Consider the following 15,031-nt stretch of genomic DNA (forward strand, 5'->3'; position numbering starts at 1 on the left):
CGCCCGACCGGCCGGTTCAAAGCAGGAACGAGACGATGCCTCAGTACGACTACGATCTCTTTGTCATCGGCGGCGGCTCCGGCGGGGTGCGCGCGGCTCGCGTGGCGGCGGCGATGGGCAAGCGCGTGGCGCTGGCCGAGGAGTTCAGGTTCGGCGGCACATGCGTCATCCGCGGCTGCGTGCCGAAGAAGCTCTATGTCTACGCTTCGCAGTTCCCGGAGCATTTCGAGGATGCGGCCGGCTATGGCTGGACGGTGGGCGAGAGCAGCTTCGACTGGAAGACGCTCGTCGCCAACAAGGAGCGCGAAATCTCGCGGCTCGAGGCCATCTACAAGCGCAACGTCGACAATTCGGGCGGCGAGACGATCCATTCGCGCGCGACCCTGGTCGACAGGCACACGGTCCGCATCGAGGCGGACGGGCGCACGGTGACCGCCGACCAGATACTGATCGCGACGGGCGGCCGGCCGAGCACGCATCCGGCGCTGCCGGGGCACGAGCATTGCATCTATTCCAACGAGGTGTTCGACCTTCCCGAACTGCCCAAGGCGATCATGATCGAGGGTGGCGGCTACATCGCCGTGGAGTTCGCCAACATCTTCCACGGCCTCGGCGTGGAAACGACGCTCGTCTACCGCGGCAAGGAAATCCTGAGCCGCTTCGATATGGATCTCAGGCGCACGCTTCACGAGACGATGGAACAGAAAGGCATCAGGATCCTGCTGCATTCCGTGTCGCAGGAGGTCAGCAAGCGCGACGACGGCCGGCTCGAGGTCAAGTTGAACACCGGTCGGTCGCTGACCGTCGACCAGGTGCTGCTTGCCATCGGCCGCACGCCGAACACCGAGAACCTCGGTCTCGAGGCGGCCGGCGTCGAGCTGGACAAGGTAGGCGCTATCGTCGTAGACGCCTATTCGCGCACCAGCGCCGACAACATTTGGGCCGTGGGTGACGTCACCAATCGCGTACAGCTGACGCCGGTGGCCATCCACGAGGCGATGTGCTTCATCGAGACGGCGTTCAAGGGCAATCCGACTGCTCCGGATCACGACACGATCGCGACCGCGGTGTTCTCGCAGCCCGAGATCGGGACCGTCGGCTTGTCGGAGGACGACGCCGCCAAGCGTTACAAGAACCTCGAAATCTATCGGGCCAGCTTCCGTCCGATGCGGCATACCTTGTCGGGACGCCAGGAAAAGATGCTGATGAAGCTCGTGGTCGATGCCGACACGCGCATCGTCGTCGGCGCCCATATCCTCGGCCCCGATGCCGGCGAGATGGCGCAGCTGCTCGGCATTGCGCTCAAGGCACGGCTTACCAAGGAGGACTTCGACCGCACCATGGCGGTGCATCCGACCGCGGCCGAAGAGCTGGTGACCATGTACAAGCCGAGCTACCTGGTGAAGGACGGCGTTCGCCTGGACGATTGACCGCGCAATCGCTCGGCCGCGGACTGAAAACGCCGCTAGCCGTCGGGCGGATCGGTGCCCCCGGTTGTCGTTGCGGCAACAGATTGGTTGGCGAAGCCGGCGAACTTCGTTTCGCTGGCAATCCGGGGTAGAATGCAGGCCTTTCTTCGTGTAAGGAGCCCCGTTCCCGTAATAGGCGGGTCATAGCGCGGGTGAGGTGCCCGCTGGCGAAACTTTTGGGTGCGAACATGACGAAATGGTCACCGAATTCCTGGAGAAGCATGCCGATCCAGCAGGTGCCGGCTTATCCGGACGCTGCGGCTCTCGCAGAAACGGAAGCCCGTCTCGCCACCTTTCCACCCTTGGTTTTTGCAGGTGAAGCGCGAAAGCTGAAGAAGCAGTTGGCCGCTGTCGCCAATGGCGAGGCCTTCCTGCTCCAGGGCGGCGACTGCGCCGAGAGCTTCGTCGAACATGGCGCCGACAATATCCGCGACTTCTTCCGCGTCTTCCTGCAGATGTCGGTCGTGCTGACTTTCGCCGGCGCGCAGCCGGTGGTGAAGGTCGGTCGCATCGCCGGCCAGTTCGCCAAGCCGCGTTCGGCCGACAACGAGACCAAGGGCGACGTGACTCTGCCGAGCTACCGCGGCGACATCATCAACGGCCCGGCATTCGACGAGAAGTCGCGCGTGCCGGATCCGGCCCGCCAGGAGATGGCCTACCGCCAGTCGGCGGCGACGCTGAACCTTCTGCGCGCCTTCGCCCAGGGTGGCTATGCCAGCCTGGAGAACGTGCACAAGTGGATGCTCGGCTTCGTCTCCAACAGCCCGCAGGGCGAGCGCTACGAGGCGCTGGCCAACCGCATCACCGAGACGATGGACTTCATGAAGGCCGTCGGCATCACCTCGGAGACCAACTACGCGCTGCGCGAGACCGATTTCTACACCAGCCATGAAGCCCTGCTGCTCGGCTACGAGCAGGCGCTGACCCGCATCGACTCGACCTCGGGCGATTGGTACGCGACCTCGGGCCACATGATCTGGATCGGCGACCGCACGCGTCAGCTCGACCACGCCCACGTCGAGTACTGCCGTGGCGTGAAGAACCCGCTCGGCCTCAAGTGCGGCCCGTCGATCACGCCCGACAACCTGCTCAAGCTGATCGATGCGCTCAACCCGGAGAACGAGGCTGGCCGCCTCACCCTGATTGCGCGCTTCGGCCACGACAAGGTCGGCGAGCACCTGCCGAAGCTCATCCGCGCGGTCGAGAAGGAAGGCCGCAAGGTCGTCTGGTCGTGCGATCCGATGCACGGCAACACGATCACCGCTGCCGGCTACAAGACGCGTCCGTTCGACCGCATCCTGAGCGAGGTGCAGAGCTTCTTCGACATCCACCGCTCCGAGGGCTCGCACCCGGGCGGCATCCATGTCGAGATGACCGGCAAGAACGTCACCGAATGCACCGGCGGCGCCCGTGCCATCACGGCGGAAGAACTGCAGGACCGCTATCACACGCATTGCGATCCGCGCCTCAACGCCGACCAGGCCATCGAGCTGGCATTCCTGGTTTCGGAGCTGCTGCGCAAGGGCACCGCGACCGAGCAGAAGCAGGCCGTCAACGCCTGATCCGCAGGTCGGATGTTCATCCGAAGGCGCCGGTTTCGACCGGCGCCTTTTTCATTGGCGGGGCCAGCGCATGTCCCGGAGGCGGGGATCGCCGGCGAAGCTGCCACGGTCGAAGCCGATGCGGAGCTCGGGGAATTCGCAGATGGCCTGAACGCCCGATGGACCGAGGCGGATGCGCCAGGTCTGGCGGTCGACGGGGGCCGGCTTGGCGAAGACGGTGCAGGTCAGCAGCGCCAGATTGGCGCCGCCGGCCGGATCGCGCACGGAACGGTAGCGGATAGCCTCGATGCCTCCGCCGCGCGCGTCGTCGGTGAGTTGCTGGCAGGCGGCATAGTCGGTCGGATGCGTCCAGCTCTCGGCATCTCTCGACAATGGCGGCATGGTCAGGTCGATCGCGCGGGCCGCTTTGAAGGATGCCGCGAATGCCGTGTACTCTGCTGCGTCGCTCGGCCATGGCGTGTGGGGCGATTCCGAAAAGAACAGCAGCCGATAGAAGGCCATCTCGGCCACCGCAGTCTGCACCCGCTGGGCCGCATAGTAGACGCCGAGCGATCTTCCGGCGCGCCGGAAGCGCGAGCCGGTCGGATAGTTGGAGCCGTAGCGGAAGGGCGTCGCCAGGAGATAATGCAGATGGCCGCACTCCACCGGAATATGCGGCTTGGTGGTCTCGATCAGCTGCTCCAGCAGCGCCTGCTCGTCGAGGCTGTCGACGAGCTTCAGCGTCGAGACGCGGTGCTGGGCCTCCACGAGCCGCCAGCAGCGACCTTCGAGCGGGCGGGCCTCAGACGAGAGCTCTTCGGGCGTCCAGATAGGCGATGACATCGACGAGCCCGGCTATGGTGATGATCCTGTCCACGGGGGCCGCGCCGAGCGCGGTGTTGTCGTTGCGCAGCCAGGCCCGGGCGACGGGCGCCTCACCGCCCACGATGGCGTCAAGGGCACGGAACATGCGGACGAATAGGACGGCGAGTTCGAACGGCTTGCCGCCGGCCTCGAGTACGAACTCCTGCTTGCGCATCCGCGAAACGGTCGCTTCCGAAACGCCGATGACCGCGGAAAGCACCTTGGCGGTCATGCCGAGCAGGTCGGCGGCGCGCAGCGTTGCCTTGGTAATGACGGCGCCGGGCTCCGCCGCCGTGGCTGGATGAGAGCGACTCCGCATGGCGGCTCCTTTCTCTGGCAAATATAAGTCAGAGAAATTCATATGGAAAGACCCGTGACCGCAGTTTGCGCGATGCGCGATCAGTCCTTCTTGTAGAGCAGCCAGTTCTTGCCCTGTCGCTCGGCGATGGTCGAGTAGCGCGTGACGCGGTTGCGGCCGATCAGCTTGGAGCGGTAGAGCGCCCGGTCCGCCTTGGCATAGAGGTCGTCGGCGCTGTCGGCGTCTGCCGCCATGCAGACCCCCATCGAGATGGTGACCTGGCCGCAGCCGGGCTGGACGTCCTTCAGCGAGGTTTGTGCCACCAGCATCCTGATGCGGTCGGCGATCTCGAAGGTTGCTTCTTCCGTCGTGCCCTCGACGATGAGGGCGAACTCTTCGCCGCCGGTGCGGGCCACGAAGATGTCTTGATGCACGCTGCTCTGGAAGATGTCGGCAATGATGCGCAGGATCTGGTCGCCGGCCGGATGGCCGTGGCGGTCGTTGATCTCCTTGAAGCGGTCAATGTCGGCAAGGATCAGCGCGCTGAACAGCACACCGCGGTTGTCGTTGTAGATTTTCGAGATCCGCTTGTCGAAGGCGCGGCGGTTCCACACGTGGGTGAGGGGATCGGTGTCGGCGAGCTTCTTGTATTCCTCGAGCTTCGACTTGACTGTTTCGAGTTCGGCGGACTTGTCGCCGAGCGTGCTCGCCACCTGCTTGCCGTGATCGATGGTCGAGGCGGTCGCGACCGACATGACGCCGACGATCTTCTGCAGCAGTTCCTGCGACATGACGGTGCGGCTGTTCAAGCCGCTCGACGTCTCGTCGAGGACCTTGCCGTAGCGCTCGATGTAGTTGCGCTCGCTGCGCAGCAGGGTCGCGACGCCCTCGAGCTCGCGGGCGATGATTTCGCGCGCCTGTTCGACGATGCCCTGTTCGTGGTTCTGCGCAAAGAACTTGCGGCCGATCTCGTCCAGCTGTTCCTGGGTTGGACGATTGCCGAGCGCGATGACCTCCAGGCTGAGCGCCGGATTGGAGCCGGTCAATGCCTCGTAGAATATCTCGTAGTTCCTCGGCAGGCCGATGACGCCCATCTGGACCATCGTCGCCACCACGGTGCTCGCAATCTCATTGCCCCTATCTGTCGGGGCTTGTGCGGTTTGCATCTATGACCCGTTTCGATTGGCCAGCCGTCAGCCGGCACGCCAGCATCGTTCTGGCGTGCGACCGTTCGGGGGCGCGAGCGGTAAAAGTGTGAATGCTTGCAACGCTGCAGGTCCCCTCTGCATCCGTCGCCTGTATCCCGGCTTAATTTAGGCAGGCTAAAGTTTCCTTAATTTCCACAGTCGTGCATCCGATTTTTCTACCAGAGGGTGTATTCTCCGACGCAACGGAAGCCTATCGGGGACGTAGCAGTGTATCGGACGTCGCATTCGAGGGTTCATCTTGCAGGGCGGCAGTCTATCTTGCAGCCTGACGAGCAACGGAGGTGAACCATGAGCCAACCACATCAAGGAGCCTGCCTCTGCGGCACCATACGCTTCAAGGCGCATGGTGAACTGCGCGGCGTCATCTATTGCCACTGCACGCAGTGCCGCAAGCAGAGCGGACATTACTACGCGGCCACCAATGTCGCCGACGACAGGATCGAGGTCGAAGGCGGAGAGCACCTCACCTGGTATGCGGCATCCGATCTCGCCCGCCGCGGCTTCTGCAGCCGGTGCGGCTCGGTGATGTTCTGGAAGCCGAACGACATGCCCTACGTCTCCATCATGGCCGGAGCGTTCGAGGAGTCTTCCTCGCTGACGGGGCTGTGCCACATCTTCGTGGCCGAGAAGGGCGCCTACTACGACATCGACGACGAGTTGCCGCAGTTCGAAGGATCGTCGCAAACGACGAGACTGCCCGTCAGTTGAACGAATTCCCCAACCTCGTTCATTTATGTTGAACGCTTCGTCGCAAAGCGATGCACTGCCGCGGCAAGTGGAGGAGGCGTATATTCCAGGGCAAGGAGAAAGAACATGACTTCGCTGCCCACACTCTTCGTTTCCCATGGCGGTCCGGACATCGTGCTCGCCGACACGCCGGCGCGACACTATCTCGAGACCGTGTCGGAACTCACGTCCCGGCCGAAGGCCATCGTCATCGTCTCGGCTCATTTCGAGACCGACGGCGTCGCGGTCGTCACCGACCCGAAGCCGGGCATGATCTATGATTTCGGCGGCTTCGCGCCCGAGCTCTACAAGATGGTCTACCCGGCCAGGGGCGAGCCGGCGCTGGCGGAAAGGGTCTTCGCCATGCTGGAGACGGCCGGGCTCAACCCGCATACCTATGAAAAGCGCGGTTACGACCATGGAACCTGGACACCGCTCAAGCTGGCGTTCCCGGACGCCGGCATCCCCATCGTGCAGGTGTCGATCGACCCCAGCCGCGATGCGGCCTGGCATTATGCCATCGGCAAGGCACTGGCGCCGTTGCGCGACGAAGGCATCCTCCTGATCGGCTCGGGCCATATCACGCACAATCTGCGGGCCTATTTCACCACCGTGAGGCGTGGTGCCGAACTGGATCCGGTGCTGGCGGGCAAGGTGCACGCCTTCACGGAATGGTTCGAGGAAAAGCTCGCCGCCGGCGACGCCGACGCGCTGCTGCACTGGAGGGAGAAGGCGCCTTACCCGTCGGAGAACCACCCGACCGACGAGCATCTGATGCCGATCTTCTTCGCCTACGGCGCTGCTGGCGAAGGCGCGAAGGGCCGCCGGGTCCACAATTCAGTCGACTACGGTTTCTTCGCCAACGATTCCTATCTGTTCGATTGACCGCCGAGCCGCTACATGATGCCCCTCGATCGAACTCAAGGGGATTTTCATGGAGCGGCTGGTCAAGGCTTTCCAGAATTCGGTGCGCGCCTTCTCCAGGCTGATCCGCACCGAGGCGGCATTCCAGCAGGAAGTCATGCTGCTGGTTGCGGCGCTCCCCATCGGCTGGTTCATCGCCGAAAGCTGGAGCGGTTACGCGCTGCTGATCGGCGCCATCCTGTTCCTCATCACCGTGGAAGTGCTCAACACCGGCATCGAGGCCGCCTGTGACGCGGTCAGCCGCGAATTCAACATCGACATCCAGCTTGCCAAGGATTGCGGCTCGCTCGCGGTGCTGATCTCGATCGTGATCGTGCTCGGCATCTGGGGCTTCGCCATTGCCGAGCGTTTCTTCGGTCTCCCGATCTGAACAGGGCATACCTATATGTCGGTTACCAAAGGAGACCGACATGGCTGAGAAAGCCCAACCCAACCATCATCTTGAAATCCGTACCGGGCTGCCGGACGATTTGCGCTGGCTCGTCGAAAGGTACCCGCGCGAGGATTGGCTCGGCCACGACAACGTCCACGGCATGGCGTCGATGTGGCTCAAGCGGCACGACATGTTCCGCGAACTCGGCGGCATGCTGACCGAAGGTATCGGCGACTACCGCGAGGCGCGGCTGGATGCGCAGGGCTTCGCCCGCTGGTTCGCGCCTCGCCTCAACTTCTTCCTCGGCAATCTCGACGGCCACCATAATGTCGAGGACCAGCATTATTTCCCGGTCTTCGCCGATGCGGAGAAGCGCCTCAAGCGCGGGTTCGAAATCCTCGATGCCGACCATCACCTCATCCACGAGGCGTTGGCACGCAACGCGGAGGCTGCGAACGCCTTCATCCGCGCGCTTGGCGAGGATGCCGACAGGCAGCGTTTCGCGGCAGATTCCTATGCCGACGAGAATGCACGCCTGATCGCCATGCTGACCAGGCATCTCGCCGACGAGGAGGATCTGATCATCCCGCTCATCCTGGACCGCGGCGAGCGGGACCTCGGTATCGGCTGACGGCTACTCTTGCGGCTCTTTCCTGGCGACGTGGCGGGCAAGCAGCCATGCGCCGGCCGCGACCACCAGGCCGATCCCGAACGCGATAAAGAGGCGCTGATGGGCCTTCAGCGCCTCGCCCAGTATCTGCTCGGCGCCGACGCCGAAGACATAGCCTAGGCTCACGAAAATGCCGGCCCAGACGAGCGCCGACAGCGCATTGAGCCCCAGAAAGAGAGCCGTGGGTATGTTCGACAGGCCCGCCACGATGCCGCCCGCAAGCCGCATGCCGTAGATGTAGCGGTTGCCGAGCACGAAAAGTTTCGGGTGCGCCTGCACCATCCGGTAGGCGTGGCTGAATCCGGGTCTCCGGCGCATCAGCCGCACCCATCTGTTGCCCGCAAAGCGTCGTCCGAGGACGAAGAACAGCGTGTCGCCGAAGAATGCGCCGAGGAAGGCCGCCGCAAACGCCTGCCATGCGGCGAAAACCTGCTGGTGGGCGAAGAAACCGCCGAGAATGGCCACGCTCTCGCCTTCGGCCATGCAGCCGATGAACACGGCCAGGAGACCGTAGCGTTCGACGAGATAGTGGATGGCGTCGGTCATCTGGCGGAGGGTTCGCCGGTGGCGCCCGCGTCGGCAATCCGCGCGATCTGTGTAGAAAGCGCTTCGATGCGCTCGCGCAGCAGGATGATTTCCTGGAAGCGGATTTCGTCGAGCTTCTCATGCAGGGCCATGATCTCGATCTCGGCCTTGAGGTTCACTGCGTAGTCGTGCGCGGCATCGATCCGGTCGCGCTCCGCCTGGCGGTTCTGCGACATCATGATGATCGGGGCCTGGATGGCCGCAAGCATGGACAGAACGAGGTTGAGAAAGATGAACGGGTAGGGGTCGAAAGCCGCGCGCCCCAGCAGCCAGGCATTGAGGCCGGCCCAGGCCACCAGGAAGGCCAGGAAGCTGAGGATGAAGGTCCACGAGCCGCCAATGCGCGCGATCGCGTCTGCCAGGCGGTCGCCGCCGCCCTCGCGGCTCGCGATGCTGTCGTTGACGTTCCGGGCGACGGGCTTCCGGTCGATTGCGCTCTGCAGCACCTTGTGCTCGAGCTCGCTCAGAGCGTCGGCCTTGTGGGTCATCCAGCGGCCGGCCAGTTCTGCGACGGTCTTGTTCATGTCCTGCTCCGAAATGGGCCGCTGTCTTGGCAGCGCAAGTTCCTTATACGAAGATAGTGCAACGCTTTGCCACGGCGGCGGCAAGAGGAGGGCATATGCCGGATTTCGGTAAGATCAGGGCGAGGGCGGCAGAGCGCAAGGGCGGCGAAGCCGTGCTTCGGTCGCTGCTTGGGCCGGTGCCCGACAATGCAGCGCTTGCCGAGGTCCCGGACGACCGCATCCTCTCGACCATGGCGGAACGCGTCTTCGCCGCCGGGTTCGTCTGGCGCGTCATCGAGCAGAAGTGGCCGGGTTTCGAAGAAGCGTTCCTTCATTTCGAGCCGAAGCGGCTTTTGTTCCAGCCCGACGACTTCTGGCACGAACTCGCCTCGGACAAGCGCATCGTGCGCAATCCGCAGAAGATCAGATCGGTGAGAGACAACGCCGCCTTCGTGGATCGCGTGTCGAAGGAGCACGGCAGCTTCGGCAAGTTCCTGGCCGAATGGCCGGCGGACGATCAAGTCGGGCTGACCGCCTATCTCGGCAAGCATGGCAGCCGGCTCGGCGGTAACACCGGGCAATATCTGCTGCGCTGGCTCGGCTGGGACACCTTCATCCTGTCGCAGGACGTGGTCCTGGCTTTGCGCGACGCCGGCCTCGACATCGGCGAGGCCGCGACTTCGAAGAAGGACCTCGCAAAGATCCAGATGCAGATCAACGAGTGGGCGGACGCGACCAGGCTGCCGCGGGCACACATTTCGCGCATCCTCTCCATGTCGATCGGGGTCAACCGTCCGGCCGAGGAACTGGCGAGCTACATGGGCGAATGATGGCCCAATCGAACGGCATTGCCCCTCTTCAATACGCAGGCTAAACCGCTGACATGACGAAAAGATCTCCCGACATCCTGCGCATCGCAGTCGCCCAGCTCAACCCCACGGTGGGTGACGTCAGGGGCAATCTCGCCAAGGCGCGCGAGGCGCGGGCGGATGCTGCGCGCCAGGGCGCCGACCTCGTGCTGTTCACCGAACTGTTCATCGCCGGATACCCGCCGGAGGACCTGGTGCTGAAGCCGGCCTTCGTCGCGGCCTGCGAGCGAGCGGCCGAAGAGTTCGCCGCCGAGACCGCCGATGGCGGGCCGGGCGTCATCATCGGCGTGCCGCTGAAGCGCAAGAGCGGCCTGCACAATTCGATCATCGTCGCCGACGGCGGCAAGATCATCGCCGAGCGCTTCAAGGTCGACCTGCCCAACTATGGCGAGTTCGACGAGAAGCGTGTCTTCCAGGCCGGTCCCGACATGCCCGGACCGATCAATTTCCGTGGCGTGCGGCTCGGGATCCCGATCTGCGAGGACATCTGGGGCGAACTCGGCGTCTGCGAGACGCTGGCCGAGAGCGGTGCCGAAATCCTGCTCGTGCCCAACGGCTCGCCCTACTATCGCGCCAAGATGGACGTGCGCCACCAGGTGGCGATCCGCCAGGTGATCGAGAGCGGCCTGCCGCTGCTCTACGCCAACCAGCTCGGCGGCCAGGACGAACTCGTCTTCGACGGCGCCTCCTTTGCCATCAACGCCGACCACTCGCTGGCCTTCCAGATGAGCCAGTTCGAGGAGACGGTGGCGATTACCACCTGGAAGCGCGGCCGCGATGCCGCAGGCGCGCAAGATCAAGGGCATGAGGGCTGGGCCTGCGTCGAAGGCCCGATGTCCAAGATCCCCGACCGCGAGGAGGCCGACTACCGCGCCTGCCTGCTCGGCCTGCGCGACTACGTCAACAAGAACGGCTTCAAGAACGTCGTGCTAGGCCTTTCCGGCGGCATCGACTCGGCGATCTGCGCGGCACTCGCCGTCGATGCGCTGGGCGAGGAGCGGCTGCGCGCGATCATGATGCCCTATCGCTACACTTCCGCCGACTCGCTGAAGGACGCCGAGGATTGCGCCCGCGCGCTCGGCTGCCGCTATGACATCGTGCCGATCCACGAGCCGGTCGACGGCTTTTCCCATGCCCTGACGCAGCTTTTCGAGGGCACCAAGGAAGGCATTACCGAGGAAAACCTGCAGAGCCGCGCCCGCGGCACCATCCTGATGGCGGTGTCCAACAAGTTCGGCTCGATGGTGGTGACCACCGGCAACAAGAGCGAGATGTCGGTCGGCTATGCCACGCTCTATGGCGACATGAACGGCGGCTTCAACCCGATCAAGGACCTCTACAAGATGCAGGTCTATGCGCTGTCGCGCTGGCGCAACACGCATGTGCCGCCGGGGGCGCTCGGACCTTCCGGCATCGTCATTCCGCAGAACATCATCGACAAGGCGCCGTCGGCGGAACTCAGGCCCAACCAGACCGACCAGGATTCGCTGCCGCCCTATCCGGTGCTCGACGACATCCTCGAGTGCCTCGTCGAGAACGAGATGGGCGTCGACGAGATCGTCGCACGCGGCCATGACCGGGAGGTCGTGCACAAGATCGAACATCTGCTCTATATCGCCGAATACAAGCGACGGCAGGCCGCGCCCGGCGTGAAGATCACCAAGAAGAATTTTGGCCGCGACCGCCGCTATCCGATCACGAACAGGTACAGGGACCGGGATTAGACCCCTGAAACGAAATGAAATCCGTCGATCGGAGGAACCTGTGGCCGAGGTCGAGATCAGCTTTGACGTCTCCAGGATCGACTTCGACAAGACATCCGAGGTCATCAAGGCGAGCTATTGGGGCGACGACCGCAGCGACGATATCCACCGCCGCGCCTTCGCCAATTCCCTATGCGTCGGCGCCTATATCGACGGCGAGCAGGTGGGCTTTGCGCGCGTCATCACCGACTACGCCTGTTTCGCCTATGTCGCCGACGTCATCGTTTGGCCGGAGCGGCGCGGCCACGGCATTGGCAAGAAGTTGATCCAGGCGCTGCTCGACCATCCCGAGCTTGCCAGCGTGACCGGCTTCTCGCTGCGGACGGCCGACGCACACAGCCTCTATGAGAAGTTCGGCTTCGTGACGGCCACGGACGGCCTGTACATGCGGCTGTCTCGGACGCGCTTGCCGGCGGGATAGCATGTCTTACCTGACTTTCGTGCGCGACAACGCGCGCTGGCTCGCCGGCGGCCTTCTGCTCACAAGCTTCTCCACCTTCGGCCAGACGTCCTTCATCTCGCTGTCGGCGGGCCACATCCGCGCCGAATATGGGCTGTCGCACGGCACCTTCGGCACGCTCTACATGGCCGCGACGCTGGCGAGCGCGTTCACGCTGCCGCATCTGGGCCAGCTCGTCGACCGCCACAGCGTGCGCAAGGTCAGCCTCTTCGTCGTGCCGATGCTGGCCATCGCCGCTATGGGCATGGCCTTTTCGCGCCATCTCGCGCTGCTCTTCGCCAGCATCTACCTGCTTCGGCTGTTCGGGCAGGGCATGATGGTCCACGCGGCCTACACGGCCGCCGCGCGTCGGTTCTCGGCGCAGCGGGGGCGGGCGCTTTCCACCATCATTCTCGGGCATAATGTTGGCGATGCGGTGCTGCCCATCGCCTTCGTCACGGTCGCCGGCGCGCTCGGCTGGCGGCAGGGCTGGCTGATTGCGGCCTTCGCGCTGCTGCTCGTGGCGCTGCCTGCAATTGCCGTGCTCGTTTCCGTCGACAGGCACCCGCGTGCTTCCGATCCGTCGCCGCGCATCGTCGATGCCCGCGACTGGACCCGCGCCGAGGTGGTCCGCGATCCTGTCTTCTACCTGCTGATGCTCGGGGTGATGGCGCCCGCCTTCATCGTCACGTCGGTGTTCTTCCACCAGGTCCATCTGGTGGAAACGCGCGGCTGGTCGCTCGGCGTGTTCGCATCCTCCTTCGCCGTGGCGGCGGTCATCAACAGCATCTTCACGCTGGTGGTCGGGCAATTGATCGACAGGTATTCCGGCGTGGCGCTGCTGCCGGTCGTGCTGTTGCCTCTCGGCTTTGCCTGCCTGCTGCTCGGCAGCGTCGAGGCGCAGTGGAGCGCCTTCGGCTTCATGGCGCTGCTGGGCCTGTCCAACGGCTTGTCGACCACGCTGTTCGGCGCCGTCTGGCCAGAGGTCTACGGACTCAGGCACCTCGGTGCGATCCGGGCGCTGATCGTATCGGCCGGCGTCTTCGCCTCGGCGATCGGGCCGGGCCTCACCGGCTACCTCATCGACGGCGGCGTCAGTTTTCCGAGCCAGATTCTCGCCATGGGCGCCTATTGCTTCGCCGTATCGCTGCTGCTCCAAAGGGTGTCCCGGCGGGTACGCGACCGAAACCAGCCAGTGCCGCATCCGGCGACCGCCTGAGGCGGGCTACTTCACCGGAAGTCCCTCGACGATTTCGCGCCTGTCGTAGACATGGTCGACGATGCCCCAGTCGCGGGCTTCCTCCGCGGTGAAGAAGAAGTCGCGGTCGAGCACGCGCGCCACTTCCTCTTCAGTGCGGCCGCAATGCTCGGCGTAGAGGCGAGTCATCCGGCGCTTCAGCTTGAGGATGTCCTCGGCGTGGCGTTCGATGTCGGAAGCCTGGCCGCGGAAGCCGCCGGATGGCTGGTGCAGGATCACGCTCGAATTGGGCAGGGCAATGCGCCGGCCCGGCGCGCCGGCCGCCAGCAGGAAGGAGCCCATCGATCCCGCCGTGCCCATGCACAGCGTGGACACCGGGCAGCGGATGAAGCGCATCGTGTCGTAGATGGCGAAGCCGCTGGTGACCACGCCGCCGGGCGAGTTGATGTAGAAGGAGATCTCCCGGTTCGGGTTTTCCGATTCCAGAAACAGCAATTGCGCGCAGATCAGCGAAGCCGACTGGTCGTTGACCTCGCCGTTGAGGAAGACGATCCGTTCGCGCAGCAGACGGGAAAAAATATCGAACGAACGTTCGCCGCGAGGCGATTGCTCAACGACAATAGGGACGAGCTGCATCGTGTCGCGCATGCGCGAGTTCCTTTCCATGTTCCGATTTGCTTGAATTAGGCGGCGCGCGCCATGACCGGCGGGCTGTTCGAATTGGCCGCAGCACCCGCTGGCCTACGGCCGATTTCAGCGCTGTGGGTGAGGCGGAGCCATGTGCCGCCGCCCGGCTGTGCCGCGAGATCGAAGGTCACGAAGCCGTCGGGCTCGCCGGCCGAGTCGTCGTTCCAGGCGTAGCGGACGCGCGAGAAGGGCAGGGCCTCGACGATGCGATAGACCGGCCCGGTTGTGTCGGCAGCCACATCGTCTGCCGCCGGCACGTCGAGCCAGGCCGACACCAGTTCCGGCACGGTCAGCGCACGCCAGACCTTTTCCGGTTCCGCCTCGAGTTCGCATTCGACCACGATCGCGTCGCACTTCTCGTCGGCTACGAGAATGTCCGTCATTGGTCCATCTCCTTGAGCAGGGCCTTCAGCCGTTCGACGCGGTCCGGCCAGAAGGCGCGGTAGCGGGTGAGCCAGTCGAACAGAGGTTTCAGCCCGTCGGGGTTGACGCTGTAGTTCACGTGCCGGCCGGCACGTTCTTCGTTGATCAGCCCGGCGCCGCGCAGCACGGCGATATGCTGCGAGACGGCCGGCTGAGAGATTTCGAGCCCTTCGCGCAGCTCGGTCGCGTTCTTCTCGCCGGCCAGCAGCCGGTCGAGCACGGCGCGGCGCGTAGGGTCTGAGAGGGCACGGAAGACGTCGGATTCGTTCATGCGAATGAGATAAGCATACACTTATTTGTTGCGCAAGCCGGCTGCCGGAAAAGCCGCCTTTCTGGCACAACCAGCTTCGGTCCAGCGCGGGGGTTGGCGGAGAAGAAATGCTCGGTTATAAGCAAATCTTTCGCGGCCACTAACAGGGAGGTCTTAATGCCAGCATACGACATGTCCTCCCGAGGTATGATCCTGGGTCATTGACCCGGCATACCGCCTC

Annotated in this window: 18 protein-coding genes; 10 read left to right on the forward strand and 8 right to left on the reverse strand. The window is 64.2% G+C overall.

The annotated features are described in order from the left end of the window. Positions 1–35: 35 nt before the first annotated feature. The gene (gene gor / locus PV773_RS05020) at positions 36–1,430 is read left to right on the forward strand and encodes a glutathione-disulfide reductase (protein WP_347965281.1); all 1,395 of its coding nucleotides are present in this window, start codon (positions 36–38) and stop codon (positions 1,428–1,430) included. A gap of 227 nt (positions 1,431–1,657) precedes the next feature. After that, entirely contained in the window at positions 1,658–3,031 is a 1,374-nt protein-coding gene (locus PV773_RS05025) for a 3-deoxy-7-phosphoheptulonate synthase class II (RefSeq protein WP_347965282.1), read from the forward strand. 51 nt (positions 3,032–3,082) lie between these two features. Here the strand turns inward: PV773_RS05025 and PV773_RS05030 are convergent, their stop codons facing one another. The 3 genes from PV773_RS05030 to PV773_RS05040 form a co-directional block, all read right to left on the reverse strand. Beyond that, positions 3,083–3,853, reverse strand: a complete 771-nt coding sequence (locus PV773_RS05030) for an RES family NAD+ phosphorylase (RefSeq protein WP_347965283.1) — start codon at positions 3,851–3,853, stop codon at positions 3,083–3,085. Then, positions 3,813–4,193 (reverse strand): MbcA/ParS/Xre antitoxin family protein, encoded by a 381-nt coding sequence (locus PV773_RS05035; protein ID WP_347965284.1) that lies wholly within the window; start codon positions 4,191–4,193, stop codon positions 3,813–3,815. Before PV773_RS05035 ends, PV773_RS05030 begins: the two co-directional genes overlap by 41 nt. Positions 4,194–4,273: 80 nt before the next feature. Next, complete coding sequence (locus PV773_RS05040; protein WP_347965285.1) at positions 4,274–5,338, reverse strand: GGDEF domain-containing protein; 1,065 nt, start codon at positions 5,336–5,338, stop codon at positions 4,274–4,276. Between the two features lie 330 nt (positions 5,339–5,668). Here PV773_RS05040 and PV773_RS05045 point away from each other — a divergent pair, with 330 nt between their 5' ends. From PV773_RS05045 to PV773_RS05060, 4 genes are all read left to right on the forward strand, one after another. Further along, complete coding sequence (locus PV773_RS05045; protein ID WP_347965286.1) at positions 5,669–6,088, forward strand: GFA family protein; 420 nt, start codon at positions 5,669–5,671, stop codon at positions 6,086–6,088. A 105-nt stretch (positions 6,089–6,193) separates the two neighbouring features. Then, on the forward strand, positions 6,194–6,991 hold the full coding sequence (locus PV773_RS05050) for a class III extradiol ring-cleavage dioxygenase (protein WP_347965287.1): 798 nt from the start codon (positions 6,194–6,196) through the stop codon (positions 6,989–6,991). 49 nt (positions 6,992–7,040) lie between these two features. Next, positions 7,041–7,400: a diacylglycerol kinase gene (locus PV773_RS05055; RefSeq protein WP_347965288.1), complete on the forward strand. Its 360-nt coding sequence runs from the start codon at positions 7,041–7,043 to the stop codon at positions 7,398–7,400. A gap of 40 nt (positions 7,401–7,440) precedes the next feature. Next, on the forward strand, positions 7,441–8,034 hold the full coding sequence (locus PV773_RS05060; RefSeq protein ID WP_347965289.1) for a hemerythrin domain-containing protein: 594 nt from the start codon (positions 7,441–7,443) through the stop codon (positions 8,032–8,034). Positions 8,035–8,037: 3 nt separating this feature from the next. On the opposite strand, the gene PV773_RS05065 is transcribed toward PV773_RS05060, so the two are convergent. Next, positions 8,038–8,619, reverse strand: a complete 582-nt coding sequence (locus PV773_RS05065) for a DedA family protein (RefSeq protein WP_347965290.1) — start codon at positions 8,617–8,619, stop codon at positions 8,038–8,040. Further along, the gene (locus PV773_RS05070) at positions 8,616–9,182 is read right to left on the reverse strand and encodes a DUF1003 domain-containing protein (RefSeq protein WP_347965291.1); all 567 of its coding nucleotides are present in this window, start codon (positions 9,180–9,182) and stop codon (positions 8,616–8,618) included. Before PV773_RS05070 ends, PV773_RS05065 begins: the two co-directional genes overlap by 4 nt. A gap of 95 nt (positions 9,183–9,277) precedes the next feature. Between PV773_RS05070 and PV773_RS05075 the strand changes: the two genes are divergently transcribed. Genes PV773_RS05075 through PV773_RS05090 form a run of 4 tightly spaced genes read left to right on the forward strand, consistent with a single transcriptional unit; the run spans position 9,278 to position 13,451 of the window. After that, positions 9,278–9,991 (forward strand): DNA-3-methyladenine glycosylase I, encoded by a 714-nt coding sequence (locus tag PV773_RS05075; RefSeq protein WP_347965292.1) that lies wholly within the window; start codon positions 9,278–9,280, stop codon positions 9,989–9,991. A 53-nt stretch (positions 9,992–10,044) separates the two neighbouring features. Next, positions 10,045–11,754 (forward strand): NAD+ synthase, encoded by a 1,710-nt coding sequence (locus tag PV773_RS05080; RefSeq protein ID WP_347965293.1) that lies wholly within the window; start codon positions 10,045–10,047, stop codon positions 11,752–11,754. A gap of 40 nt (positions 11,755–11,794) precedes the next feature. After that, entirely contained in the window at positions 11,795–12,214 is a 420-nt protein-coding gene (locus PV773_RS05085) for a GNAT family N-acetyltransferase (protein WP_347965294.1), read from the forward strand. A 1-nt stretch (position 12,215) separates the two neighbouring features. Next, complete coding sequence (locus PV773_RS05090; protein ID WP_347965295.1) at positions 12,216–13,451, forward strand: MFS transporter; 1,236 nt, start codon at positions 12,216–12,218, stop codon at positions 13,449–13,451. Between the two features lie 6 nt (positions 13,452–13,457). On the opposite strand, the gene PV773_RS05095 is transcribed toward PV773_RS05090, so the two are convergent. Genes PV773_RS05095 through PV773_RS05105 form a run of 3 tightly spaced genes read right to left on the reverse strand, consistent with a single transcriptional unit; the run spans position 13,458 to position 14,811 of the window. Next, positions 13,458–14,078, reverse strand: coding sequence for an ATP-dependent Clp protease proteolytic subunit (locus PV773_RS05095; RefSeq protein WP_347965296.1), 621 nt, complete (start codon positions 14,076–14,078; stop codon positions 13,458–13,460). Between the two features lie 35 nt (positions 14,079–14,113). Continuing rightward, positions 14,114–14,500: an SRPBCC domain-containing protein gene (locus PV773_RS05100; protein ID WP_347965297.1), complete on the reverse strand. Its 387-nt coding sequence runs from the start codon at positions 14,498–14,500 to the stop codon at positions 14,114–14,116. After that, positions 14,497–14,811 carry a metalloregulator ArsR/SmtB family transcription factor gene (locus PV773_RS05105; protein ID WP_347965298.1) on the reverse strand — a complete coding sequence of 105 codons (315 nt, stop codon included), beginning with the start codon at positions 14,809–14,811 and terminating at the stop codon, positions 14,497–14,499. Before PV773_RS05105 ends, PV773_RS05100 begins: the two co-directional genes overlap by 4 nt. Positions 14,812–15,031 lie beyond the last annotated feature (220 nt).

The sequence above is a fragment of the Mesorhizobium sp. CC13 genome (assembly GCF_039907765.1).
Lineage (GTDB): Bacteria > Pseudomonadota > Alphaproteobacteria > Rhizobiales > Rhizobiaceae > Aminobacter.

Bases quoted from the DNA above. Each gene is read 5' to 3' on its own strand.
- PV773_RS05080 (WP_347965293.1), top strand. From the start codon at position 10,045: ATGACGAAAAGATCTCCCGACATCCTGCGCATCGCAGTCGCCCAGCTC.
- PV773_RS05040 (WP_347965285.1), bottom strand. From the start codon at position 5,338: ATGCAAACCGCACAAGCCCCGACAGATAGGGGCAATGAGATTGCGAGC.
- PV773_RS05045 (WP_347965286.1), top strand. From the start codon at position 5,669: ATGAGCCAACCACATCAAGGAGCCTGCCTCTGCGGCACCATACGCTTC.
- PV773_RS05025 (WP_347965282.1), top strand. From the start codon at position 1,658: ATGACGAAATGGTCACCGAATTCCTGGAGAAGCATGCCGATCCAGCAG.
- PV773_RS05035 (WP_347965284.1), bottom strand. From the start codon at position 4,193: ATGCGGAGTCGCTCTCATCCAGCCACGGCGGCGGAGCCCGGCGCCGTC.
- PV773_RS05070 (WP_347965291.1), bottom strand. From the start codon at position 9,182: ATGAACAAGACCGTCGCAGAACTGGCCGGCCGCTGGATGACCCACAAG.
- PV773_RS05050 (WP_347965287.1), top strand. From the start codon at position 6,194: ATGACTTCGCTGCCCACACTCTTCGTTTCCCATGGCGGTCCGGACATC.
- PV773_RS05090 (WP_347965295.1), top strand. From the start codon at position 12,216: ATGTCTTACCTGACTTTCGTGCGCGACAACGCGCGCTGGCTCGCCGGC.
- PV773_RS05065 (WP_347965290.1), bottom strand. From the start codon at position 8,619: ATGACCGACGCCATCCACTATCTCGTCGAACGCTACGGTCTCCTGGCC.
- PV773_RS05105 (WP_347965298.1), bottom strand. From the start codon at position 14,811: ATGAACGAATCCGACGTCTTCCGTGCCCTCTCAGACCCTACGCGCCGC.
- PV773_RS05055 (WP_347965288.1), top strand. From the start codon at position 7,041: ATGGAGCGGCTGGTCAAGGCTTTCCAGAATTCGGTGCGCGCCTTCTCC.
- PV773_RS05100 (WP_347965297.1), bottom strand. From the start codon at position 14,500: ATGACGGACATTCTCGTAGCCGACGAGAAGTGCGACGCGATCGTGGTC.
- PV773_RS05030 (WP_347965283.1), bottom strand. From the start codon at position 3,853: ATGTCATCGCCTATCTGGACGCCCGAAGAGCTCTCGTCTGAGGCCCGC.
- gor (WP_347965281.1), top strand. From the start codon at position 36: ATGCCTCAGTACGACTACGATCTCTTTGTCATCGGCGGCGGCTCCGGC.
- PV773_RS05075 (WP_347965292.1), top strand. From the start codon at position 9,278: ATGCCGGATTTCGGTAAGATCAGGGCGAGGGCGGCAGAGCGCAAGGGC.
- PV773_RS05095 (WP_347965296.1), bottom strand. From the start codon at position 14,078: ATGCGCGACACGATGCAGCTCGTCCCTATTGTCGTTGAGCAATCGCCT.
- PV773_RS05060 (WP_347965289.1), top strand. From the start codon at position 7,441: ATGGCTGAGAAAGCCCAACCCAACCATCATCTTGAAATCCGTACCGGG.